This window comes from Cupriavidus sp. 2TAF22, from assembly GCF_052115045.1.
Taxonomy (GTDB): Bacteria; Pseudomonadota; Gammaproteobacteria; order Burkholderiales; family Burkholderiaceae; genus Cupriavidus.
The window spans coordinates 319,901-342,164 of sequence record NZ_JBFRFX010000003.1 but is presented as its reverse complement, the minus strand read 5'-3'; the positions used below and the strand labels follow the sequence as shown (position 1 = coordinate 342,164).

The following is a 22,264-nucleotide window of genomic DNA, read 5'->3' as shown; positions in this document are numbered from 1 at the left end:
GGTTGGCTTTTTTTTCAGGGCGGCGGATCGCGGGCGGGCGGCGCCGCCCCGAGCGAGCGCAGCAACCGCCAGGCCATGAAGCCGAGCACGCCCACCGCCACCAGCAAGGCGCCCCACAACACCAGGCGCCGCGTATCGGCGGACACCGCCGCGGACTGCGGCGAGGCCGTCATGCCCGCGATATGCGCGTTGCCGATTACCGGCGCGGGACCGGCGAGCAGTTCGTCGCGCGCAACGCGCCCGGGCTCCGGCGCCGTCCCCTGCGCCTCGCCCACCGCCAGCGAAAACGGCGCCGCGCCGCGCGCAACAAAGGTCAGCACGGCTGGCCGCCAGCCCAGCGCCAGCTCCGGCATGCCGCTGCCCAGGCCGCCACTGCGCCCCGCTACGCTCAGGCGCCAGAAACGGTCGGCATTGCGGCTGATCGCCAGCGGCGCATTTTCCTGCTCGGTACCGCCGGCGCCCGCCAGGCGAAAGAGTTGCATGCTGCTGGCCAGGCGCCAGGCCGATTGCGCATCGGGGCGCGACCACAGCGTGGCCTGCGCCACGGTATTGGCCTGCGGCAGGCGGATGCGCACGCGCTCGGCGGGAAAGCGGCCGCCGCTGTCGAACAGGTACTCGTCGCCGGTTCCCGCCTGTGTGGCGACGATACCGTCGCGCCATTGCAGCGACAGCGGCGGCGGCGCGCTTGCCGCCACGGTTTCGACCTGTACGCGCAGCGGGACCGGCGGCGTGCCCAGCCACTGCAGCCGCAGGTAACGCGCGCGCACGCGCGCAAGCGTCACGCGGTCCTGTGTGAGCGTGCTGCCGTCGCGCGTCAGGCGCAGCAGTTGCGCCGTGCCCGCGCCCTGCCATTGCTGCAAGTCGTCGCTCGTGGTCACTTGCACGCCGCCCTGGAAGTCGCCTTCGGGCAAGCCGATCACCACCGCGCTGGCCGCCGCGCGCAGCTGGCTCAGATCCAGCAGCCAGGCCGCCGGCTTGCCGGCGGGCGGCGGCGGGCTGGCCGCGCGCAGCGCGCCGTCGCTGCCGATCACCACGCCCATGGGCGCGCCCTGGACCGGTGCGCGCGCCGCCGGCAGCGCGAACCACGGCACTTCGTGCAGCGTGCGCACTTCGGCGGGCGCCTCGGCCGGCAGCGCCAGCGCATAGGGCAACAACTCGCCGGCGCCGTTGCGCACGCGCAGGTCGCCGAGTCCGCCTTGCCGCGCGTGGGCGTAGACGCTGGCATCCAGCGTCACCGCGTAGTACGCCGCGGCGCCTTCGGTGACCAGCGCGAAGCGCTCGGCCCACGCCAGGCCCGGGGCCAGCAGCGCCACGACGGCGCCCAGGAGCAGCGCCTTGGCCGGCCTGCCGGGGCCGGGGGAAAACCGTGTCATGCGGCCTCCTTCGCCTTCGGCGGCAAGGGCGAGAAATAGCCGATCAGCAACAGCAGGACGCCCACGCCGATAAACGAGATGATCCGCTCGATGCCCTTGACGAAGGACAGGTCGAGCAGGAACAGCTTGATCACCGTCACGCCGAGCAGCGCCCCGCCCACGAACCACAGCACGCGCGTGCCGCGCCGGGTGGCCGCCACCATCACGATCAGCGCCAGCACGGTCCAGAACACCGACAGCGAGGCCTGCACCAGCGTGGATGCGCCCAGCTCCTGCAGCGTGTAGGGCACGCCGGACCAGTGATGAAGCGTGCGCAGCAGCATCGCGTTGAGCCAGACGAAGAGCGTGGCCGCGGCGATGCCCCTGAGCCCGTCAGCGTACGGCTCCACCGGCATGCCGATGCGCCGCGCCCGCGCGAGCCACAACATTGCCACGCCGTAGACCAGCACCTGCACGAGATCCAGCGGATTGAGCAGCGGCACGCGGCCGAGGGTGGCGCCGGCCTGGGTCAGGTTGGCGTACAGCGTCCACAGCCACATCAGCACCACCAGGGGCGCCGAGGCCACGGCAAACAGGCGCAGCAGGCTGTCGCGCCGCGCCCAGACCATCCCGGCCAGCGCGAACGCGCTCCAGCCCGCCAGGAAGACCAGTTGCAGGTTCAGCGAGCGCAGTACGTCCGCCACGCCATAGCCGATGCCGAAGTGATGATGCAGGGTGCGCAGCAGGACCGCGTTGAACCACAGGAAGGCGGTGGCCAACGCGGCGTACTCCAGCACGCGCGGGCAGCCGGCCAGCCCCAGCGCGGCAAGGCGGCGCAACCACAGCACCAGCGCCAGCGCGGCGAGCAGCTGCGCCACGTCGAGCGGGTTGAGCAGCGGCAGGTAGAACAGCGGGGCGGCATCGCCGTCGCTGGCCACGCTGGCCACGCTCCACAGCCACAACAGCGCCGCCAGTGGCGCGGCGCCCCACAGCAGGTAGGCGCGCGCGAAGCGGGCCACCGGCCAGCGCAGGCGCCAGCCCCAGGCCGACAGCAGCGCCAGCAGCGCGCCGTAGCCGTAGGCCCACGCGCTCCAGCTCCACGCGCCTTCCGGCACGTAGGCGCGCAAGCGCCAGTAGCCCTCCGTGGTCAGCAGCATGCACAGCGTCCCGAACAGCAGCGCATGGTGTGGCGCCAGCAGCGCATCGGGCACATCGTCCTGCAGGCGTCGCAGCAGCACGTAGGTCGCAGCGAAGACCGCCAGCCAGGCCAGCGCGCCCGTGCCGGCCAAGGGCGAGGCCAATCGGGCCGCGCAGCTCAGCGCTGCCAGCACGGCCAGCAGCGGTGCCACGGCCAGCGCCGGCATGCCCGCCAGCGGCCATGCCAGGCCGCGCCGCGCCAGGTGCGCCAGCCATCCGCCGAGCGCCACGAACAGCGCCAGCAGCTCCAGCAGGGCCCGCGGCTGCCAGCCTCGCTGCATGTGCCAGTGCAGGATTTCGGCCACGCCGCCGCCCAGCCACCACAGCAAGCCCCAGCCGGCCGCCGCCAGGCCCAGCGGCGCGCACGGCGCGTACCAGGCGCGTGCCTCGGGCCGTCCGTGCAGGCGCCAGCCGCTGAAGATGCCTGACCCGGCCAGCAGCAAGGTGCCGATATAGCGGCTGTTCAGCACAGGCCACTCCAGCCGGGCGGTCTCGGACAGGCTGCCCGCGGCGAAGGCCATGCCGCCAGCCAGTTGCAGCAGCAAGCCGCTGGCCAGCGCCAGGCGGCGCTGCTGGCGCACGCCCAGCCACACCACGGCGGCGCCCTCCACCGCCCACACCGCGCTGGTGGTGCGCCCGTCGAAAGCCAGCGGCACGGCCAGCGTGGCAAAGATGACGCCAAGCGCCAGCATGGCCTCGAACAGCAGCCCCAGGCGCTCGCGCCGCGCCGACAGCCATGCGGCCAGGCCGAGGTAGAAGGCCGCCAGCGCGACCGCGCTCCATGCCATGGCAAACGGGATATTGCGCACCAGCGCGGCCTGCAGGCCCATCGCCAGCAGCGGCGTGCCGAACACCAGCGTGCCGTCCACGTAGTCCTTCAGGCTGACCTGCCGGCGCAGCGCATAGAGCAGCGCGATGCCGGTGTACATCAGGAAGAACAGGATCAGGAAGGGCTCGGTGCTGGCCAGCAGCGCGGGGCGGTAGTTGAACGCGCCCCATGCCGTGCCGATGCCGAAGGTGAAGGCAAAGCCGAGCAGGTTGAGCTGGCGCCAGGCGCGGAACCAGGCAATGGCGAAGATGCCGGCGTTGAGCAGCGCGTAGTAGCTGAACAGCATCACGTGGCTGCCGCCGCCGGTGGAGATCAGTACCGGGGCGAGAAAGCCGCCGGCGCTGCCCGTGAATGCCAGCACTGCCGCGTTCTGCAGCACCGCCAGGCCGCCGGCCAGCACGCAGATCGCCACCAGCAGCGGGAAGGCCGCCGCCGCCGGCAGCAGGCCATACAGCTTGGTGGCGGCGAACACCGTGAGGTACAGCACGCCCACGCCGCCGCCCTGCAGCACCAGCGCGTAGGTGGCGCGGCGCTCGCGCAGGAGCCAGCCCATCGCCAGCAGCGCCACCGCGCCGGCGGCCACGCCGGCAAGGCGGAACTCCACCGGCAGCATCGCGTTGTCGGACGCGTACTTGAGCAGGAAGGCTACGCCGAAGAACAGGATCAGCACGCCGACCCGCACCACGCTGTTGCCGCCGAGCAGCCAGTCGCGCGCGGCAGACAGCGCGCGCTGGACAAAGTCCGGCTCCTGCGGGCCGAGCGGCGTGGAGAGCGGCGGCGCGGGCGGAACCACCGCCGGCGATACCGGCGGCTGTGCGACCACCGGCGGCACCGGGATCGCCGCGGGCATGGCAATGGATGGTGGCGCTGCCGCCGCGGCCGGGACAGGGACCAGGACAGGGACCCGGACCGGCATCTCGCCTGCCTCGGTCGCGGACGAGGAAGGCTGCGCAACCGCCGGGTCCTGGAGCGCTTGCGCGCCCGCCGCGCCGCGCAGCTGCGCCAGCTCACCCCTGAGCGCGGCCAGTTCGCGCTCGAGGTTGGCCACGCGCGCCGCCAGCGGCAGCGGCGCCTGGCCGGCAGCGTCCTGCGTGGCGCCCTGCGCAGTGCCTGCGGGAATCTCCCACGCATCGCCCGGCGCGCGCGGCCGCGCCGGCCGCTCGCTCACCAGCCAGCCAAAGCCGAAGCCCAGCACGGCGCCCGTCAGGGCGCCCCCGAAGCCGGCCGCCACCGCGCCCAGCACCATGCCAATCACCGCGAAGATCCAGCGCATCAGTTATGTGTCGCCTTACAGGTTGACCAGGGGTTGATGCAAGATGAAGCGAAGCGAGCCATTGGGGTGCCCGGCGCGGCCGGCAGGGCCGTTCAGTCCTCGTCGTCGCTATGGATATTGATGACGTGGCGCGCCTCGAACCACAGCGGCATGCCGGGTGCCATTTCCTCGGTGCAATAGGGCTGGTTGTCGAGATCGCCGCTGTAGAGGCCGCCCTCTCGCCCGGTGACCACCACCCACATGCGCTCTACGTGCTGCTCCTCGCGGTCCTGCTCGTCGGTGGTGAGGATGCGGAAGATCAGCTTGACGATCTGGCCGGGCTGCAGCGCCTGGCGCTGCTCCAGCGGCGGGAGCCAGAAGGTTTCGGGATAGGCCGCGGCGATGGCGTCGCCATCGTCGAGCTGCCAGCCGTCTTCTTCCAGAGTGGCTAGTCGTTGTTCCATGTCGGTGTCGTGCATTGATGGGTTTAGGGGTTCGCACCCTCGATGGCACATCGTATCAAATGCCCTCATCGTGCATCACTGGCATGCGTCGCGGACACGACAGGCCACGCCGGCGGCCTTAAGATGACGCCTCCAAGGAGAAAAGCCAAGATGCCTGCCAAGAAGGAAGCCACCACGCCAGAACGCCAGCGCTGCGGCTGGTGCGGGACGCTGGAAGACTACTGCCACTATCACGACACCGAATGGGGTTTCCCCGTCGACGACGACCGCCGCCTGTTCGAGAAACTTTGCCTCGAAGGCTTCCAGGCCGGCCTGAGCTGGCTGACCATCCTGCGCAAGCGCGAGGCGTTCCGCCGCGGCTTTGCCAATTTCGATATCGAGAAGGTGGCGCGCTTCGGCGAGAAGGATATCCAGCGCCTGCTGGGGGATGCCGGCATCGTGCGGCACCGCGGCAAGATCGAGGCAGCCATCAACAACGCGCAGCGCGCCCGCGAGCTGCTCGAGACCGAGTCTTCGCTGGCAGCCTATTTCTGGCGCTTCGAGCCGGAACCGGCAAGCCGGCCCAAGGTGCTGACACCCGAAGTGCTGCGCACCATGGCGATCTCGCCGGAATCCACGGCGCTGTCCAAGGACCTGAAGAAGCGCGGCTGGCGCTTCGTCGGCCCCACCACGATGTATGCGCTGATGCAGGCGATGGGGCTGGTCAACGACCACCAGGACGGCTGCACCACGCGCGAGCAGGTGCTGCGCGCACGCAAGACGTTCAAGGTACCGCGCTGAACGGGCACCGGGCGGACCTGAGGCAGACGTAAACGCGGGGAGGCCCTGGCGACAGACGTATACGTCGTTTCGCGAGGCAGGCTGACGCGTATACGTTCACCCCGCCCGCCTCCGCAATGATTGCCTTAAGTCTTTCAGTATTGTTTACGTATACATAAATAGTAGTAGTAGGTAAACGCACCCATTTCCCGTGGATAAGCTGGTTTTCCCCTTTCGATTCAGTGACTTGCAGGAAAGATAAGTCATAGGGGAATACCCCTATGACTCGGGATATCTTTGTGCGTATACGTGAAGTGCTCTTGGCGCCACGAAGTTGTACGTATACGTCCCACAGCCCACCCCCAGCCAGGCCACAGCTTTCCGGCCCACTTATCCCCAGGACGAGGCGTGGTTATCCACAGTCGCAGCCTTCTGAAGTCCTAACATCCGCCGCCGAAAACGCTGAATCCACTGGCAGCCCACCGGGACCGACGGCGCATCGTGACCGGCGCCGCCGGCTGAGCCCCCGCCCCTGCCTGTGTTGCCCGCCGGCCAACCTTTGCGCAGCGCACCTGTCTGCGAACTTCCAACATGTGGCCGCCGCCAAGTGGCGGCGCATCCCCATTCGCGCCTCCGATCCGTTGCGGCGGGGATGGCACGGTCCATGCGGTCAGAGCATCAGGCGCGGGGCCGATGCCCGCCCTCCCGTCCCCGGGGCCCCAGGCCCCTTCGGAGAACCGCAAATGAAGATCCAATGCCCCGAGCGCCCAGAGAGCCATGCCGTCCCGCGGCTGCGCGTGGCATTGCGTAAACTGCGGCGCGCGGTGCTCCTGGTTCGGGTGCTCGGAATGTGCATGCAAAGCATCGCCTTCGCCCCGCCCGCGGCGCAGGCGGGCCCTGCGCTCACGCCCGACCAGGCCCAGCCGCCGGGCTACCTCGAAGCCGTTTCCACCGGCTACGGCAACGGCCGGGCGTTCAGCGCGCCCGAGGGCATCGCTGCCTTGCGCTTGCCGCGCGCGGTTGCCCCCGACGCGCGCTCGCCCTCGGTGCCGTCCCCGCCGGCACCGGCACCCGCCGCCACCCCGGTGATGCCCGTCCCGGGCAAGCCGAGGCGTGCGCAGTGACGATGGCGCCGCGGACCGCGCCGCATGCCCGGCAGTCGGTACGCACTCGCACGAACGCGCGGCCGCGCCCGGCGCGATTCTCCTGTTCAGAAGTGCGCGAACGCCTACACTGAAAGAGCCCCTAGCTGCCCGGTGGAGGACAATGTGACGCTTGCGCCTTACGTTTCCGCCTTGCTTGCCTTGCCCCTGTTGGGGCTGGCCGGCGCGGCCCATGCCCAGCCGACGATGCCCTCTGCCGCCAGTGCAGCGGTGAGCGACGCCATTTCCACTGCAGTGCAGCGAGGCGAGACGCCTTACCGCATGCCACCCACGGTCGCCAGCGAAGATGGCGAGTCCCTGCGCGTCGCATGCGCCGGGCTGTTGCAGAAAATCCGCACGGCGCAAGCGCAGCAGCCCCTGGTCGGCACCCGGCGCAGCATCGAGGCAACGCCCGGACTGACCAGCCCCAGCGCCGCCCGCGAGTCTGCGATCCATGCGCTGGAGTCCGACTACCGGGCGCGATGCACGACGGCCCGCGAAGGCGGCTAGCGACGCGGCCGCTGGCCGCGTGGTCGCACCCCCGTTGAAGAAGGCCAGCCGCCCGCGGCTGGCCTCGGTATCTGATGGTTGAGGGAGTCGCTGCCCCTCAGCCAAAAGCCGTACGCATAAATCATCCCGGCGCCGATGATTTCCGACACGCTTCCTGCGTGGCCACCGGACTCGGCGCGCGCCCCCCCCGTATCCACGACAACCCGGCCAGCCGGCTGCCGACCGCGCCACCGGCACTCCGCTAGCCAGGACACAGCAGCTGCGGCTGCGGCTGCGGCTGTCGCAACAACACACTTCGGCGGTACATCAACCCCGCGCCACGGGATGTATCGGCCATCGTCCTCATACCTTCCCGACACATCTTCCGGCCCGCCCTGAGCGGGCGGCCAGCGCTGCTTCCCGGCAGGTCCTCGCAGGGCCGCGCGCCGCCGCATCCCGAGCGCGGCAACGCTGCCGCGCCTGCCGGCTGCGCGCATTAGTTTCATCCACGTGACAAAGCCATGGCCATGCGGCTTAGACCTCGTCCCACTTTCGGCTAGGCCGTCTAATGCTTCTGGTCACTGTCGCTATGGGACGTATTCGCCAAATAATGCTCCGCACAAATAGGAAAAAACAGCAGGAAAGAGCGAGCGAGAAAAGTCATGGCGAGCACCCGAATGACCCGGCAGACCGCCCTGGCGGCAGCCGCGGGATAGAACAAATAAGCATCAGGAAACAAGTCCGCCGCAGTGCACGGCATTGCAAGGCGAGACGGTATTGGATGGGAATGACAGGGCGTAGCGCGCGACGAGCCGGTGGCGCCCTGGTATCTGGTTGAGTTTCAGCAAGGACATGTTTCGGTCGGCCGGCCTGGCCCGTTGCGTTGCGACGGTGCCTTCCGGCCGGCTGGGTGATGCCCGTCTCTCAGGTTGCATCGCAATGGCGCCGGCAAGGATATGTCGCACGCCAAGGGAGACGTTTTGCTTGTCGTTAGCAGTGCAATCCGGGGGAGTAACCGTGAACGCATCCCAGCAGAGTCGCAAGCGATTGCGAACCACGCTCAAGACCACAGCCGTGCTATTGGCCCTATTCGCCCGCGAACATTGCGCCGCAGAAGCCGTGCGGCAGGCAGCGCCGCGTCCGCAGCCGGCAGCCCGGGTGGAACAGCCGGCGGGGGCCGGGGAGAAGGATCAGACCCGGGAGCGCATCTTCGGCCTGGCCGAGGGTGGCTCGCCGAAGCTGGCGCTGGAACAGGCAACGGCGCGTCCGGACGTATTCGCGCTCCGCGACCTGCTGCTGCTGGAGCATCTTGTCGTAGCCCAGCAGATCCGTTGGGCACGACAGCAGGCCAGTGCTTCCAATGACCAGGACCGCCTGGTTCCGGCCGATGGTGCGCTCGCCGCGGCCGATTCGCTGCTGGCCCGGGTGGAGGCGCAAAAGGGGGACGATTTCAACGGCGTGCGGCGCACCGTCCAGGCCGACCGGCTGACTGCCTTGTCGGTGCGCGGGCGCATGAAGGAAGCCGCCGCGCTGTACGAGCAGCTCTCGCAGACGAACGAACCGTTGCCGGCCCCGGCCTACGTCGCCGCGGGCGATGCCTACGCCTATCTCGACAAGCCCGACCTCGCCGCGCGTGCCTACGAACTGTCCCTGCAGACGACGGTCGAGCCGCTCAAGGAAACCACCGAGCCCTACGCGCTATCGCTGCCGACGGTGCAGGAGAGCCTGTTCTTCGCCTACCTTGACCAGGGGCACTACGAAGCGGCGCGTGACCTGGTCGCGAACATGGCGCGCAACACGCCGGCGCACGACGAATTGTCGGAAGACGCAGACAAGACCAATCCGCAATACGGGCGGGTCAAGAAGCTGCAGGCGCAATACCTGCTCTATACCAATCACGTGCATGAGGGCGTGCAGGCGCTCGATGCGCTGCGCAAGGACGCGCCGTTCGACCCCTCCTTGCTGACCGCGCGCGCCGACGGCTCGCTGGTCCTGGAGCGCCCGTACGCCTCGCAGAGCATCTACCGCCAGGCCCAGGCCGACCACCCCGGCGATATCGAAAGCCTGGTGGGCATCGGCAAGACCGCGCTGGAGCTGCATCAGTATGACCAGGCCAACGCGGTCGCCAAGGTGTTCGATGGCAATTTCCCCGACAACAACAGCGTCAAGAACTTCCAGCGCGAGTACCACGTCTACGAGCGCCCGCAACTGATCATCGACGCCATTGGCGAACGCGGCAACGCGGCGCTGGCGGATCACGCCTGGGGCGTCGACACGCGGCTGTACTCGTCGCCGCTGGCCGACTACTGGCGCGTCTTCGCCCACCAGTACTCCGCGCGCGGCGATACCGGCGATGGCCTCAGTGTCAGCCGCATACGCAACGGCATGGGCGGCGAATTCCGGCGCGACGGCTGGGAAGCCTCGGCGGAGGTGCATCGCTCCACCGGCGGCCAGGCCAAGACCGGCGGCACGGGCACGCTGGCCTTCCAGCCCACGGACCGCTGGCGCTTCGGCGCCGGGGTCGACTCCGACGACAACACGCTGCCGCTGAAGGCGTACCAGGCTGGCGTCACCGGCCGCTCGGCCAACGCAAGCGCGCGCTTTTCGCAGGACGATCAGCGCTATTTCAACGTGCTGTATGGCGCGTCCCGCTACAGCGACACCAACCTGCACCAGCAATGGCTGGGCACCTGGTACGAGCGGTTGCTGAACCAGCCGCGCCACCAGGTGTCGATCTGGCTGGATGTCGGCACGAGCAGCAACACGCTGGACGGCACCGCGTACTTCAATCCGCGGCGCGACTACGTCGCGCAACTGCGCACCATGTACCAGTGGACGCCGTGGCGCTACGCCGAGAAGTTGTTCAGCCAGCGCGTGTACGTCACCGCGGGCGGCTACCGGCAGGACGGCTTCGGCGACAGCATGCTGTGGGAAGCCCGCCTCGAGCAGTACTGGCGGCTGGGCCGCAAGGCTTCGCTGACCTACGGCATCGGCGTCGGCAGCCGCCGCTTCGACTCCAATCGCGAGACGACCAAGCTGATCTACCTCAACCTCAACGTTCCCCTATAGGCCATCATGAATAAGCTGAACCGCCGAAAATTCATCGGGCTTGCCGGCGCGCTGTCGGTCACCCATAGCGTCCATGCCGCCTATGGGCTGTCCCTGCTGCCGCCGGCGGACCGGGACGACGGGCTGACCTTCCGCGTGCTGGCCTTCCACGATATTCGCGACGACCTGCGCGCCGATGTGGGAACCGTGGCCGACACCTGTGCCATCAGCACCGCCACGCTCAACAATATCTTCGCCTGGCTCAAGGGCAACGACTTCCATCCGGTCAGCGTCGAGCAGATCGTCGCCTCGCGCAACGGTGGCCCGCGGCTGCCGCCGCGCGCGGTGCTGCTGACCTTTGACGATGCCTACAAGAGCCAGTACACCAAGGCCTTCCCGCTGCTGCGTCAGTACAACTATCCTGCCCTGGTGGCCGTGGTGTCGCGCTGGACCGGCACGCCGCAGGAGGACCCGGTGCGCATCAGCCACAAGTCGGTGATGGCGCCGGGCTATTTCATGAGCTGGGAAAACCTGCGCGAAATGGCGGAATCCGGGCTGGTGGAAATCGCCTCGCACACCCACGACATGCACCACGGCGCCGTGGCCAACCCCCAGGGCAATGAATTGCCCGCGGCCAGCGCGCACCTCTACTTTGCCGACCTGAAGCGCTACGAGACCGACCAGGAATACGAGAGCCGGGTCGGAGGCGACCTGAAGAAGTGTTCCGACCTGATCCAGGCCAACACCGGCATCCGGGTGCGCTCGATGGTATGGCCGTATGGCATGTACAACGCCGCGCTGATCGGGGCATCGCACAAGCTCGGCATGAGCGTGCACTTCACCCTGGACGACGGGCCCAATACGCCCGACGTGCCCTTGACCAAGGTCCGTCGCCTGCTGGTTTCCTACGACTGGGATGCCGGCGTCATGATGGGCCAGTTCCGCCAGCAATCGGCCTACCGCGGCGACAACCAGCCGGTCGAACGGGTGGTCAACGTCTCGCTCGACGATGTGTACGATCCCAACCCGGACCGGCAGGAAGCCAGGCTCTCGCGGCTGATCGACCGGATCAAGGATCTCGAGCCGAAGTCGGTCTACCTGCAGGCCTATCACGACCCCGACGGCAGCGGCACCGCCCAGGCGCTCTACTTCCCCAACCGCCACATGCCGGTTCGCGCCGACCTGTTCTCGCGCACGGCCTGGCAGCTGATCACCCGCGCGGGGGTGCAGGTCTACGCGGCACTGCCGGTGCTTTCCTACAAGCTGCCGGCGGGCCACCCGGCCGAGTCGCGGCTGGTGGGCGTGTTGCCGGGCTCGCCGCCCACGCAGTTCGATCCGCGCCAGCGGCAGCGGCTCAGCCCCTTCGATCCGCTCGCCCGCGGCGTGATTCGCGATATCTACTACGACCTGGGCAGGTACACCGCGCTGAACGGCGTCGTGTTCGGCGAGGATGCAAGCCTGAGCGATGTCGAGGATGCCAGCGATGCGGCCCTTGCCGTCTACGCCGACTGGGGCCTGCCGCGCGAACTCGCGGCGATCCGCGCCAACCCCGACCTGCTGCAGAGGTGGTCGGGCGCCAAGCTCCAGTACCTGATCGACTTCACCAGCCAGCTGGGGGAAATCGTCAAGGACTACCAGGGCGGCGGCAATGTGCTGACCGTGCGCAGCCTGCCTGCCAACGCGGTCCTGCGTCCCGACGCGGGCATGCGCCTGGCGCAGGACATCGATGCCTTCGCCGCGCACTACGACTTCGTCAACCTGATGGCCTTCGCGGACACGGGCGGACCGCCTTCGACGCCGTGGCTGGAAAGCCTGGCGCGCGCGGTGGCGGCGCATCCCGGGGCGCTGCCGAAAACCATCTTCGCGCTGCAGACGCTCGACGGCCGCACGCAGGCCCCCATCGCCAGTACCGACTTGCTCCAGCAGATGCGGCAGTTGCGCATGGCGGGCGTGAAGCACCTCGGCTATTGCCCGGACCAGTTCATGGTGAACCAGCCGGACCTGGCGGTGCTGCGGGACGTCATGTCCATGCAGAACCTGGTACGGCCGCGCAGTGGCATGAAGGTCTAGCCAACGAGCACAGAAGAACAAGTGGGGGAAATGATGAAGAGCACCGCGAGCCTGATATCGAATTTCGTTTTCTACTATCCGCTGTTCATGTCCTATCTATGGATGACCGGCGGACTGCTCCACTACTTCCTGGTCGAGAGGAAAGAGCGCATGAAGAAGCGCGCAGACGCGACGCTCGACTGCCCCAAGGTCTCGGTGATCGTGCCGTGCTTCAACGAGGAGGACAACGTACGCGAGGTGATCGCGAACCTGGCGCAACTGCGCTATCCCAACTTCAACATCATCGCCGTCAACGACGGCAGCCGCGATGCCACCGGGGCGATCCTCGACGAGCTGATCGACCAGTACCCGCAATTGCTGGTGATCCACCAGAACAACAATGAGGGCAAGGCCATCGGACTGACCACCGCGGCCATGCTGACCGATGCCGAGTACCTGCTGTGCATCGACGGGGATTCCTTGCTCGACCGCGAGGCGATTGGCTGGATGCTGCGCCATTTCCTGCGCGACGCCGGGGTTGGCGCGGTGACCGGAAATCCGCGCATCCGCACCCGGACCTCGCTGCTGGGCCGCATGCAGGTCGGCGAGTTCTCGTCCATCGTGGGCCTGATCAAGCGGACCCAGGAGATGTACGGCCGCCTGCTCACCGTGTCCGGCGTAGTCTGCATGTTCCGCAAGAGCGCGCTGCGCAACGTGGGCTACTGGAGCCCCGACATGCTGACCGAGGACATCGACATCAGCTGGAAACTGCAGGTCAACGGCTGGCGCCTGCACTTCGAGCCGCGCGCGCTCAGCTGGATCCTGATGCCGGAGACCTTCAAGGGCCTCTTCAAGCAGCGCCTGCGCTGGGCGCGGGGCGGCATCCAGGTGTTGCAGAAGTACGCGGCGCCCATCGTCATCAAGAACAAGCCGATGATGTGGCCGATCTTCCTCGAGTACTCGATCAGCGTGATCTGGGCCTACTGCATGCTCTTCACCCTGGTCATGACGGCGGCTACCGCGCTGTTCGACCTGCCCGAGGCGTGGCGCTTCGCGGGGCTGCCGCGCGGGGCCGGTGTCTTCCTCTTTCTGACCTGCTGCGTGCAGATCCTGGTGGGCTGCGTCATCGATCGCCGCTACGACACCAAGCTGCTGCACTACTTCCTGGACACGATCTGGTACCCGGTCGCGTTCTGGACCATCAGCATGGTCGCATCGGTGATCGCCTTGCCCAGCGTGCTGCTGCACCAGCGCCGCACCCGGGCCAGGTGGGTCAGCCCGGACCGCGGCATCCGCGAAGGCGCGCCCGCGTCCACGCCGCCTACGTCACCGGCGCCGGCGTATGCCAGCCGGCTTGAAGAGCATTCTTGAGGAGGAGTGAGAAATGAAAGAACCGATCATTGACGCATCCGGCACGACGTTGCAGCAGTATCTGCAACAGCATGCGCGAGGCAAGGCAATCCGACGATATGTCTGGTACCGCCTGGTACGGCCCGTGGTGCTGGCATCGATCTGGGTGGCGGCTGCGTTCTACATCTACTGGTGCGTGGTCTCGGCGGGGAGCACCGAGTTCTCGCTCAAGGAGATCGTTCCCGATGCCCTGACCATCCTTGGCATGGGCCTGGTGTTCACGGTGTGGACCCTGGTGCGACGCCTGGAGAAGAGCGAGGTGGACCCGATGCGCAAGGCCCGCACCGTGCCCGGCTCCACGCTCGACCTGGCCAAGGATGTGGTGCTGTCGGTGGGCACCGGCCGCCGGCTGGTGGCCTATCACGACGAGGACGGCCTCGTTTCGCACGTGGCACAACTGCAGAGGGAGGCGGCCTGACCAGCATCGGCGGTTCGGCCTCGCGCAGGCAGCCAGGAGGTTGCCGCGCGAGGCCAGCGCGAACCAACTTCTGTATTCTCACGGGGAATCATCATGTGTGGCATTGTCGGCGCTATCGCGCAACGTAATGTGGCACCGGTCCTATTGGAAGGATTGCGGCGCCTGGAATATCGCGGCTACGACTCCTGCGGCATCGCCGTGCTGCAGGACGGAGAACCCAGGCGCGCGCGCAGCATGTCGCGCGTGGCCAAGCTGGCGGAGCAGGTCGGGCAGACCCGGCTCGAAGGCACCATCGGGATTGCCCACACGCGCTGGGCGACCCATGGCGCGCCGCTTACCCGCAATGCCCACCCGATCTTCTCCAGCGGCGAGATCGCCCTGGTTCACAACGGCATCATCGAGAATCACGATGCGCTGCGTGAATCGCTGCGCGCACGCGGCTACGAGTTCGATTCGCAGACCGACACCGAGGTCATCGCGCACCTGGTGCACCACTGCTTTCACCACGAAGGCGGCGGCGACCTGTGCAAGGCCGTGCGGCTCGCCCTCGCCCAGCTGCATGGCGCCTACGCCATCGCCGTGTTCTCGCGCAACCAGCCGGACCTGGTGATCGGCGCGCGCTCGGGATCGCCACTGGTGGTGGGCCTGGGCGACGACGGCAACTACCTTGCCTCCGACACCATGGCGCTGACCGGCAGCGCCGAGCATTTCATCTACCTCGAGGAAGGGGACCTGGTCTCGCTGTCGCGGGACGGCGTGCATATCCTGGACGCCGAAGGCGAGGCGGTCAGCCGCGAGATCCGCAAGATCGAAGCGACCGCCTCCGCCGTGGAGCTCGGTCCGTACCAGCACTACATGCAGAAGGAGATCTTCGAGCAGCCGGCCGTCATCGCCGACTCCACCGAACACCTGGAAGGGTTCGCGCCTGCCCTGTTCGGGGAGCAGGCCGAGGGCGCGTTCGCCGACATCGATTCAGTGCTGATCCTCGCATGCGGCACCAGCTACCACTCCGGCCTGACCGCCAAATACTGGCTGGAGTCGATCGCGCGGATGCCCACCAGCGTGGAAATCGCCAGCGAGTACCGTTATCGCGACAGTGTGCCGAACCCGCGCACGCTGGTGCTGGTGATCTCGCAGTCCGGCGAGACGGCGGACACGCTGGCAGCGCTCAAGCACGCGCAGGCGCTTGGCCACCGCCATGCGCTGGCGGTCTGCAATGTCGCCGGCAGCGCCATCATGCGCCAGGCGAACCTGCATTTCCTGACCCGCGCCGGCGCCGAGATCGGGGTTGCCTCGACCAAGGCGTTCACCACCCAGCTGGTCGGGCTGTTCGTGCTGGCGGCCACGCTGGCCAAGCAGCGCGGCCTGCTCGGCGCCTGGCAGGAGGCCGTCATGCTGCAGCAGCTGCATCACCTGCCGGCGGCACTGAACGGCGTGCTGGCGCTGGAGCCGCAGATCATCGCCTGGGCAGGCTCGCTGGCGCGCAAGGAGAATGCGCTGTTCCTCGGGCGCGGCATCCACTACCCCATCGCGCTGGAGGGCGCGCTGAAGCTCAAGGAGATTTCCTACATCCATGCCGAGGCCTATGCCGCCGGCGAGCTCAAGCACGGGCCGCTGGCGCTGGTGACGGAGGAGATGCCGGTGGTGGCGGTCGCGCCCAACGATGCCCTGCTGGAGAAGCTCAAGTCCAACCTGCACGAAGTGCGCGCACGCGGCGGTGAGCTCTACGTCTTCTCCGACGCCGACAGCATGATCGTCAGTGCGCCCGGGCTGCACGTCATCCGCATGCCGGAGCACTACGGGCTGCTCTCGCCGATCCTGCATGTGGTGCCGCTGCAGATGCTGGCCTACCACACCGCCTGCGCACGCGGGACCGATGTGGACAAGCCTCGCAATCTGGCCAAGTCCGTCACGGTGGAGTAGCGATGAGCTCGTTCGCCATGATGCGAAGCGCGACGCTAGTGCTCGCCGGCGCGCTGTTGTGCGCGCCGGCGGGCGCGCGCAACGACAGCCGCGGCGCCGGCCGCAACGACGCCCGCGCGCCGGCCAAGGTCCGCCCCGATGTCGATCAGCGCGCCTATATGCACGGCATCGGCGCGGCGGCCGGCCCCGGGGATGTCACCTACGTCTTCTTCAGCAGTTCCGGCCTGCCGCCGCGCGGGCCGGATCGTAATCGCAACTGGAGCCACGACATCTATGTGGCCGAATGGAGGCCTTCGCAGGCGAACCTGGGCAAGCCAAGGCTGCTGGTGGCGGAGAAGGAAGCCCAGGAGCCGGTCTCGGTAGCGCAGAATGGCGCGGGCCGCATCATGCTGACCTTCGAGGACGGCTCGAATACCGCCAACGGTGTCAGCCAGCGTTACCGCGTGTACGCCGCGGACCTGCAGCCGCAACAGGCGAAGTCGGTCGACGTCTGGTCCGGCGGGCACTCCGGGCACGTCGCGCGGGTAGGCGAGAGCTTCGTGGTGTTCTACTCGGACGACTGGATCGACGGCGGCGGCGTGGACAACCTGGGCACCGGCAACGGCGTCTACCTCAAGGCCTACGACGCCAACGGGCAGTTGCTGCGCAGCACCGACGTGGCTCGGGACAAGCGTGAATGGTGGCCATTGATCGCCGGTTCGGAAGACCACGCCTTGCTGGCCTGGCAGGAGTTCGTCCCCGGCGAGACGCACGCCAGGCTGAAGACGGCGGCCTATCGGCCAAGCGATGGCGCGCTGACCGGCACACAGGTGCTGAACGACAACCTGAAGTACTACACCTATGGCGTGACCTACGTCCCGGACCTCAAGCGCTTCCTGGTGGTGGGCACGACCGGTGCGGGCAAGGGCTTCGCCCATCTGCTCGACGCCGGCGGCAAGGTGACCGCCTCGCTCGCCTGCATGCCTGCCAGCGTGCGCGAGGCCGGCATCACGGTGGTCGGCGATACGGCGTTCACGCCCGCGCAGGACGGCCGCCTGCTCCAGCTGAAACTGTCGGCCGATGCCGTCGAGCTGCGCGGCAGCCAGGCATCGCCGATTCCGTGGACCATCCAGGGCAGCCTTGGCCTGGTGCGCTCCCGCTCACCGACGGTACTGCACTGGGTGTCGCTGACGCCGGAGGGGCTGCGCGAAGCCGACTTCGATCCGGGCCGGATGACGCCACCGACGGCGGCGGACCTGTGCGGATAGGGAACCGGGACTGCATCAGGTCTTTCTCCTGTGCACTGTCTTTGCTCAGTAGTCCGCCAGTGTCTCGCCGTCGACTTTTACGAGCTGATCCAGGCGCAGGGTCTCCCCAGTCTTGAGCGTCAGGTATTCAACGCCACCGCGGCCGTACACGTCGGTGATGGTGGCGGTGCGCTGCTGTGGTGTGCCATCGGCGTCACGATAGTGGATCTGCACGGGCTTGCGCACGGTGGCGAGGTCTTCCAGGCGGTCGTGGAACTCGCAGCTGATGGGGCGGTACGGGGCGGCTGTGCTGGTCATGGCAATGGATCCTGTGTGCTTGTTCGTCCGCTATCTTTCACGACAGCGCTGTGCTCGCGGCGGCCACCTTGTCAGTGGATTTCACCGGTCTCAGGTACGGGCGCCATCGGTGTAAGGGTCGAACCTGCCGACCCTGGCACCGTCCGTGTATGGGCTGCGCGCGCCATCGGAGTACGGATCGGCTACGCCGGTGACCGAGCGGGCGCCACTCGTGAAAGGATCGCGCGCGCCTGCATTGGACCAACCCGCGGCTTGCACGGCGGCAGCGTTCAGCAGGGCGACGGCGACAGTGGCGCAGCGGGCGATGGTGGTGATCGTGCTCATGGTATGCATTCTCGTTTCGGGTGAGTTATTACCGTATGCGATTGCATCGCATACGATGTATATGTGATGGTAAGACGGTCAGGGAATCACGACGTAAAGACGTTCAGCGCCACGTCGATATTGCCGCGCGTCGCCTTCGAGTAGGGGCAGATTGCATCGGCGACGTGGGCCAGTTCCGTCGCGACATCCTGCGGCAGGCCCGGCACGCGCAGGTTGAGCCGTGCCTGCAGGAAGTACTCCGCGCCGGTCATGCCCAGGTCGACTTCGATATCCACGGACAGGTCGGACGGCAGCTCCAGCTTCATTTCCTTGGCCACCAGGCCGACCGCGGCGATGTAGCACGCCGACCAGGCGCCCGCGAACAGCTGTTCCGCGGTCGGATGCGACTGGACGGCAGGGAACACGTGCTCCGGGGTGGCGCTGTTGCCAGGCGACAGCGCAATGTCCAGCGCGCCATTGTGGCCGCGCGAGGTAACGCCGGCGTTGCTGTGGGTGGTGTGGGTCTTGCCGGTGAAGAGGACTTTCTCGATCTTGCTCATGGATTGAATCTCCGTTGCTTGTCTGGTTTGTTTGTATCGTATTCGATTTGATCGCATGCGATGGAATGCATAATGGAACATGCGTCTGGCCTTGTCAAGGAAAAATATCGAGTGCCCGCAGCGGAGCGGGGGAAAGCGCCAGGGGCGCGGCCGTCGCCATCTCCCCCGTGACCAGGCTGGCCGGAACTTGTGCAGTGAGCGCTACCGCACGCGAACTCACCAACGGGCGCGGTTTCCCGGACACTTCCGGGTGAACAGGCCCTGGGAGCCAGTTGGGCGGATTTTGGACAACAAATCGGCTTCGGGTAAGAAAAAGGGCCTAGCACAGTGCTAAGCCCTTGAATTTGGTGGACCGAAGGAGGATCGAACTCCCGACCTCTGCATTGCGAACGCAGCGCTCTCCCAGCTGAGCTATCGGCCCATGACGAACGATTGTAGCGCAGTTTTCCTCGTCGTATCAATCATGCCGCGGTGCCGGTGTTGCCGTCCATGCCACGCACGATCGGCAGGTTCAGCGGCCTGGCCGTGACCTCTCCGGAGGCGCGCAGCCACTGGGCCATCAGGTCCCAGACCGGTGGGCTGCCGGACTGGCGGGCCTCTTCGGAAACCGGGGCCCAGCCGGCAACCTTGTAGGTCTTCGCGGCATCGACGGGCTGGCCCTTGAGGCGCATGTCGGTGATGCGCCGGCCCATGCCTGCGTTGGGTTCGATGGTGTACTGCAGGCCGCCCACGCGCACCATGTCGCCGCCCTGCTGGTAGTACGGATCGGGGTTGAACAGGTTGTCCGCCACGTCTTCCAGGATGGTCTTGATGGTCTCGCCCGTCATGCTGGTGACGGTGGTGTGCGGATAAGTGATGGCGGTCTGGTCCATCAGGTGTTCCATCGTGATGGCCTGCCCGGGCAGCAGCGTGGTGCCCCAGCGAAAGCCGGGCGAGAAGGCGATCTCGGCACCCTGCACTTCCATCAGGCCGTCGAGGATGAGCTGGTCGAAGGTGCCGTTGAAATTGCCGCGCCGGTACAGCAGGCCGCTGTTGCGCGCCAGCACTTCGCCGAGCTGCTTTTCGTACGGTGCGCGCACGCGGGCGATGAGCGCGTCCATGGCCGGGTCGGCGGCGAGGTAGTTGGCGAACACCGGCAGCAGGCGGTAGCGGAAATCGCGGATCTTGCCGCCCCTGACGTCGAAGTCGAGCACGCCGAGGAACTTGCCGTTGGAGCCGGCGTTGGTGACCAGCGTGGTGCCGCCGGCGTTCCTGACCGCCACCGGCGCGGGCATGCCATCGTGGGTGTGGCCGCCGAGGATGGCGTCGAGCCCGCGCACGCGCGAGGCGAGCTTGAGGTCCACGTCCATGCCGTTGTGCGAGAGCAGCACGACCACCTGCGCGCCCTTGGCGCGCGCCTGCCCGATGACCTGCTGCAGGTTTTCCTCCTGGATGCCGAAGGTCCAGTCGGGCACGAAGTAGCGCGGGTTGGCGATGGGCGTGTAGGGAAAGGCCTGGCCAATGATGGCGACCGGCACGCCGTTCATCTCGCGGATCACGAAGGGATCGAAGACCGGGTCGCCGAAGTCGTTGGTCTTGATGTTCTGCGCGAGGAAGGCGACCTTGCCCTTGAAGTCGCGCTCGACGATCTCGGTGACGCGCTCGGCGCCGAGCGTCATTTCCCAGTGTGGCGTCATCACGTCCACGCCGAGCGCGAGCGCGGCGTCGACCATGTCCTGCCCGCGCGTCCACAGCGCGGTGGCGGAGCCTTGCCAGGTATCGCCGCCGTCGAGCAGCAGCGCGCCGGGGCGGCCGGCCTTGAGCTGCTTCACGAGCGTGGCCAGATGGGCAAAGCCGCCTACCTTGCCGTAGCGGCGCGCGGCCTCGGTGAAATCGAGATAGGTGAAGGCGTGCGCCTGGGCGCTGCCGGGGGCGATGCCGTACTGGCGCAGCAGCGCCTGGCCGACCAGGTGCGGCGGCTTGCTGGCGTAATCGCCCACGCCGAGGTTGACGTTGGGCTCGCGGAAATACAGCGGGCGCAGCTGGGCGTGGCAGTCGGTGAAATGCAGCAGGTGCACATTGCCGAAGCGCGGCACGTCATAGAGCTTGCCCGCGGCCTGTGCGGCCTGCGCGTCGGTGGCGGGAAAGGCCATGCCGCCGGCACCGGCGATGGCCAGCACCTGCAGGAACTCGCGTCGGTTCATTGTCTCTTCCTGTGGATTGCGCGCCGGTGCCAGCGTGCAGCAGCGCGCGGCCCGGCGTCTGTCGTGGTCTGCCGCCTCGCCGCTACCGTGCCGGTTGCGGCTTCATCGCCGGCTGCGCATGCCTGCCCAGCGCCGCGACTTCTTCTTCCAGCATCTCGCCGACTTCCTTCTGCACTACCTTGCCGCCGGCGTCGATCACGTACAGCTCCGGCAGCCCGCGCCGCTTGCCGAGCACGGCGCGCAGCGCGGGCGTGTCCATGGCGGCGGGGAAGGTGTAGCCGTGCCGGGCCATGTAGGCACTGGCCTCCTTCGGCTCCTTGTCGATGCTGACGGCCAGCACCTGCAGCCCGCCCCTGGCGCCGCCCGTGCTGTCGTAGAGCTTTTGCAGGCGCGGGTTCTGCAGGGCGCAGAACGGGCACCACGACGCCCACACCTCCAGCACCAGCGGCTTGCCGGCCCACTGCGCCGGCGCCACGGTGCTGCCGTCGAGCAGCCGCACCGCCGGCAGGTGCACGATGTCGCCTACCTCGAGCGCAGCGGCAGCACCGCTCCACGCCAGCGCGGCGAGCAGCAGCGTGCCGCCGATGCCGCGCGCGAGGCGGGTGGGCTTCATGGCGGCGTCCTTACTGGTTCACCGGCGAGGCCGGGTCGAGCAGCAGCGCCATCACGTCGCGGATCTGCTGCTCGGTGAGGATGCCCTTGTGCCCGAAGCGCGGCATGTTGGAGCAGGCCGTGTACGCGCTGGAATCCCAGATCTTGCCCCAGGTGTACCTGACCACTTCCTGCGAATTGCCACGCAGCTTGCCGTACTGGTACAGCGAGGGGCCGATATTGCCGAAGGAGATCTCGGCCTTGGTCATCTGGTGGCAGGCGTAGCAGTTGGCGCCGTTGACGCCGCCGACGGGATCCGAGAACTGCATGCCGCGCCCGTTCTGCGCGGTCTTCTCGCCTTCCTTCCAGTCGCCGAGGTACTGGCCGTCGGCCGGGTACTTGACCTGCTTGAGCTCGATGGCCTCGATCTTCCTGGCCACCGCGGCCGGCACCTTGGTGCGGTCTGGGTAGTCGCTGCACGCCTTCTGCATGGCATCGCGGTCGAGCACGCCTTCCACCGTGGCGGGTCCCTTGGACGAGAAGGAGCCATCGATGAGCTTCTTCATGTCGGCATCGCTCACCGCGGCGGTCGTGGTGGCCGCGGCCGCTTTCGCGGTGGCCCTGGCCTTGACGGGCTTCACGCTGTCCTGGGCATGGGCGGTGCCCGCGCAGGCCAGCATGGCGAGGGCGGCGGTGGCGGCGAGCGCGGCTCGCTTCGCTTGTTTGGCTTGGTTCATTTGTGCTCTCCCTG

Annotated in this window: 18 protein-coding genes and 1 tRNA gene; 9 read left to right on the top strand and 10 right to left on the bottom strand. The window is 67.8% G+C overall.

Going from position 1 to position 22,264, the window contains the following annotated elements; genetic code table 11:
* Positions 1 to 14: 14 nt before the first annotated feature.
* The 3 genes from AB4Z48_RS06195 to AB4Z48_RS06185 form a co-directional block, all read right to left on the bottom strand.
* On the bottom strand, positions 15 to 1,373 hold the full coding sequence (locus AB4Z48_RS06195; RefSeq protein WP_441613005.1) for a DUF3999 domain-containing protein: 1,359 nt from the start codon (positions 1,371 to 1,373) through the stop codon (positions 15 to 17).
* Positions 1,370 to 4,651: a DUF2339 domain-containing protein gene (locus tag AB4Z48_RS06190; protein ID WP_441613003.1), complete on the bottom strand. Its 3,282-nt coding sequence runs from the start codon at positions 4,649 to 4,651 to the stop codon at positions 1,370 to 1,372. The genes AB4Z48_RS06195 and AB4Z48_RS06190 overlap by 4 nt, the downstream gene beginning before the upstream one ends.
* A gap of 92 nt (positions 4,652 to 4,743) precedes the next feature.
* Complete coding sequence (locus tag AB4Z48_RS06185) at positions 4,744 to 5,094, bottom strand: DUF2314 domain-containing protein (RefSeq protein ID WP_441613002.1); 351 nt, start codon at positions 5,092 to 5,094, stop codon at positions 4,744 to 4,746.
* 150 nt (positions 5,095 to 5,244) lie between these two features.
* Between AB4Z48_RS06185 and AB4Z48_RS06180 the strand changes: the two genes are divergently transcribed.
* From AB4Z48_RS06180 to AB4Z48_RS06140, 9 genes are all read left to right on the top strand, one after another.
* Complete coding sequence (locus AB4Z48_RS06180) at positions 5,245 to 5,874, top strand: DNA-3-methyladenine glycosylase I (protein WP_441613001.1); 630 nt, start codon at positions 5,245 to 5,247, stop codon at positions 5,872 to 5,874.
* Positions 5,875 to 6,707: 833 nt separating this feature from the next.
* Positions 6,708 to 6,977 carry a hypothetical protein gene (locus tag AB4Z48_RS06175; protein ID WP_441612999.1) on the top strand — a complete coding sequence of 90 codons (270 nt, stop codon included), beginning with the start codon at positions 6,708 to 6,710 and terminating at the stop codon, positions 6,975 to 6,977.
* A 144-nt stretch (positions 6,978 to 7,121) separates the two neighbouring features.
* On the top strand, positions 7,122 to 7,505 hold the full coding sequence (locus tag AB4Z48_RS06170) for a hypothetical protein (RefSeq protein WP_441612998.1): 384 nt from the start codon (positions 7,122 to 7,124) through the stop codon (positions 7,503 to 7,505).
* 996 nt (positions 7,506 to 8,501) lie between these two features.
* Entirely contained in the window at positions 8,502 to 10,553 is a 2,052-nt protein-coding gene (pgaA, locus tag AB4Z48_RS06165; RefSeq protein WP_441612997.1) for a poly-beta-1,6 N-acetyl-D-glucosamine export porin PgaA, read from the top strand.
* A gap of 6 nt (positions 10,554 to 10,559) precedes the next feature.
* Positions 10,560 to 12,602, top strand: a complete 2,043-nt coding sequence (pgaB, locus tag AB4Z48_RS06160) for a poly-beta-1,6-N-acetyl-D-glucosamine N-deacetylase PgaB (protein WP_441612996.1) — start codon at positions 10,560 to 10,562, stop codon at positions 12,600 to 12,602.
* Between the two features lie 33 nt (positions 12,603 to 12,635).
* Positions 12,636 to 13,952, top strand: coding sequence for a poly-beta-1,6-N-acetyl-D-glucosamine synthase (gene pgaC / locus AB4Z48_RS06155; RefSeq protein WP_441613055.1), 1,317 nt, complete (start codon positions 12,636 to 12,638; stop codon positions 13,950 to 13,952).
* Positions 13,953 to 13,965: 13 nt separating this feature from the next.
* On the top strand, positions 13,966 to 14,409 hold the full coding sequence (locus tag AB4Z48_RS06150; RefSeq protein WP_441612995.1) for a hypothetical protein: 444 nt from the start codon (positions 13,966 to 13,968) through the stop codon (positions 14,407 to 14,409).
* Between the two features lie 93 nt (positions 14,410 to 14,502).
* The gene (gene glmS, locus AB4Z48_RS06145; protein WP_441612994.1) at positions 14,503 to 16,332 is read left to right on the top strand and encodes a glutamine--fructose-6-phosphate transaminase (isomerizing); all 1,830 of its coding nucleotides are present in this window, start codon (positions 14,503 to 14,505) and stop codon (positions 16,330 to 16,332) included.
* Between the two features lie 2 nt (positions 16,333 to 16,334).
* Positions 16,335 to 17,579 carry a hypothetical protein gene (locus tag AB4Z48_RS06140; protein ID WP_441612993.1) on the top strand — a complete coding sequence of 415 codons (1,245 nt, stop codon included), beginning with the start codon at positions 16,335 to 16,337 and terminating at the stop codon, positions 17,577 to 17,579.
* Between the two features lie 45 nt (positions 17,580 to 17,624).
* Here the strand turns inward: AB4Z48_RS06140 and AB4Z48_RS06135 are convergent, their stop codons facing one another.
* The 7 genes from AB4Z48_RS06135 to soxX all read right to left on the bottom strand — a co-directional run bounded on the left by AB4Z48_RS06135 (position 17,625) and on the right by soxX (position 22,250).
* A complete protein-coding gene (locus AB4Z48_RS06135) occupies positions 17,625 to 17,876 on the bottom strand; it encodes a hypothetical protein (RefSeq protein WP_441612992.1) in 252 nt (83 codons plus the stop codon).
* Positions 17,877 to 17,966: 90 nt separating this feature from the next.
* Complete coding sequence (locus AB4Z48_RS06130) at positions 17,967 to 18,200, bottom strand: hypothetical protein (protein ID WP_441612991.1); 234 nt, start codon at positions 18,198 to 18,200, stop codon at positions 17,967 to 17,969.
* A gap of 86 nt (positions 18,201 to 18,286) precedes the next feature.
* Entirely contained in the window at positions 18,287 to 18,739 is a 453-nt protein-coding gene (locus AB4Z48_RS06125) for an Ohr family peroxiredoxin (protein WP_441612990.1), read from the bottom strand.
* A 345-nt stretch (positions 18,740 to 19,084) separates the two neighbouring features.
* Positions 19,085 to 19,160, bottom strand: a tRNA-Ala gene (locus AB4Z48_RS06120).
* A gap of 40 nt (positions 19,161 to 19,200) precedes the next feature.
* Entirely contained in the window at positions 19,201 to 20,922 is a 1,722-nt protein-coding gene (soxB, locus tag AB4Z48_RS06115; RefSeq protein WP_441612989.1) for a thiosulfohydrolase SoxB, read from the bottom strand.
* An 82-nt stretch (positions 20,923 to 21,004) separates the two neighbouring features.
* Positions 21,005 to 21,535 (bottom strand): TlpA family protein disulfide reductase, encoded by a 531-nt coding sequence (locus AB4Z48_RS06110; protein ID WP_441612988.1) that lies wholly within the window; start codon positions 21,533 to 21,535, stop codon positions 21,005 to 21,007.
* A gap of 10 nt (positions 21,536 to 21,545) precedes the next feature.
* Positions 21,546 to 22,250 (bottom strand): sulfur oxidation c-type cytochrome SoxX, encoded by a 705-nt coding sequence (soxX, locus tag AB4Z48_RS06105; protein WP_441612987.1) that lies wholly within the window; start codon positions 22,248 to 22,250, stop codon positions 21,546 to 21,548.
* Positions 22,251 to 22,264: the final 14 nt, after the last annotated feature.

Coding starts and splice junctions, on each gene's coding strand:
- AB4Z48_RS06195 (WP_441613005.1), bottom strand. CDS start 1,373: ATGACACGGTTTTCCCCCGGCCCCGGCAGGCCGGCCAAGGCGCTGCTC.
- AB4Z48_RS06190 (WP_441613003.1), bottom strand. CDS start 4,651: ATGCGCTGGATCTTCGCGGTGATTGGCATGGTGCTGGGCGCGGTGGCG.
- AB4Z48_RS06185 (WP_441613002.1), bottom strand. CDS start 5,094: ATGGAACAACGACTAGCCACTCTGGAAGAAGACGGCTGGCAGCTCGAC.
- AB4Z48_RS06180 (WP_441613001.1), top strand. CDS start 5,245: ATGCCTGCCAAGAAGGAAGCCACCACGCCAGAACGCCAGCGCTGCGGC.
- AB4Z48_RS06175 (WP_441612999.1), top strand. CDS start 6,708: ATGCAAAGCATCGCCTTCGCCCCGCCCGCGGCGCAGGCGGGCCCTGCG.
- pgaB (WP_441612996.1), top strand. CDS start 10,560: ATGAATAAGCTGAACCGCCGAAAATTCATCGGGCTTGCCGGCGCGCTG.
- pgaC (WP_441613055.1), top strand. CDS start 12,636: ATGAAGAGCACCGCGAGCCTGATATCGAATTTCGTTTTCTACTATCCG.
- AB4Z48_RS06150 (WP_441612995.1), top strand. CDS start 13,966: ATGAAAGAACCGATCATTGACGCATCCGGCACGACGTTGCAGCAGTAT.
- glmS (WP_441612994.1), top strand. CDS start 14,503: ATGTGTGGCATTGTCGGCGCTATCGCGCAACGTAATGTGGCACCGGTC.
- AB4Z48_RS06140 (WP_441612993.1), top strand. CDS start 16,335: ATGAGCTCGTTCGCCATGATGCGAAGCGCGACGCTAGTGCTCGCCGGC.
- AB4Z48_RS06135 (WP_441612992.1), bottom strand. CDS start 17,876: ATGACCAGCACAGCCGCCCCGTACCGCCCCATCAGCTGCGAGTTCCAC.
- AB4Z48_RS06130 (WP_441612991.1), bottom strand. CDS start 18,200: ATGAGCACGATCACCACCATCGCCCGCTGCGCCACTGTCGCCGTCGCC.
- AB4Z48_RS06125 (WP_441612990.1), bottom strand. CDS start 18,739: ATGAGCAAGATCGAGAAAGTCCTCTTCACCGGCAAGACCCACACCACC.
- soxB (WP_441612989.1), bottom strand. CDS start 20,922: ATGAACCGACGCGAGTTCCTGCAGGTGCTGGCCATCGCCGGTGCCGGC.
- AB4Z48_RS06110 (WP_441612988.1), bottom strand. CDS start 21,535: ATGAAGCCCACCCGCCTCGCGCGCGGCATCGGCGGCACGCTGCTGCTC.
- soxX (WP_441612987.1), bottom strand. CDS start 22,250: ATGAACCAAGCCAAACAAGCGAAGCGAGCCGCGCTCGCCGCCACCGCC.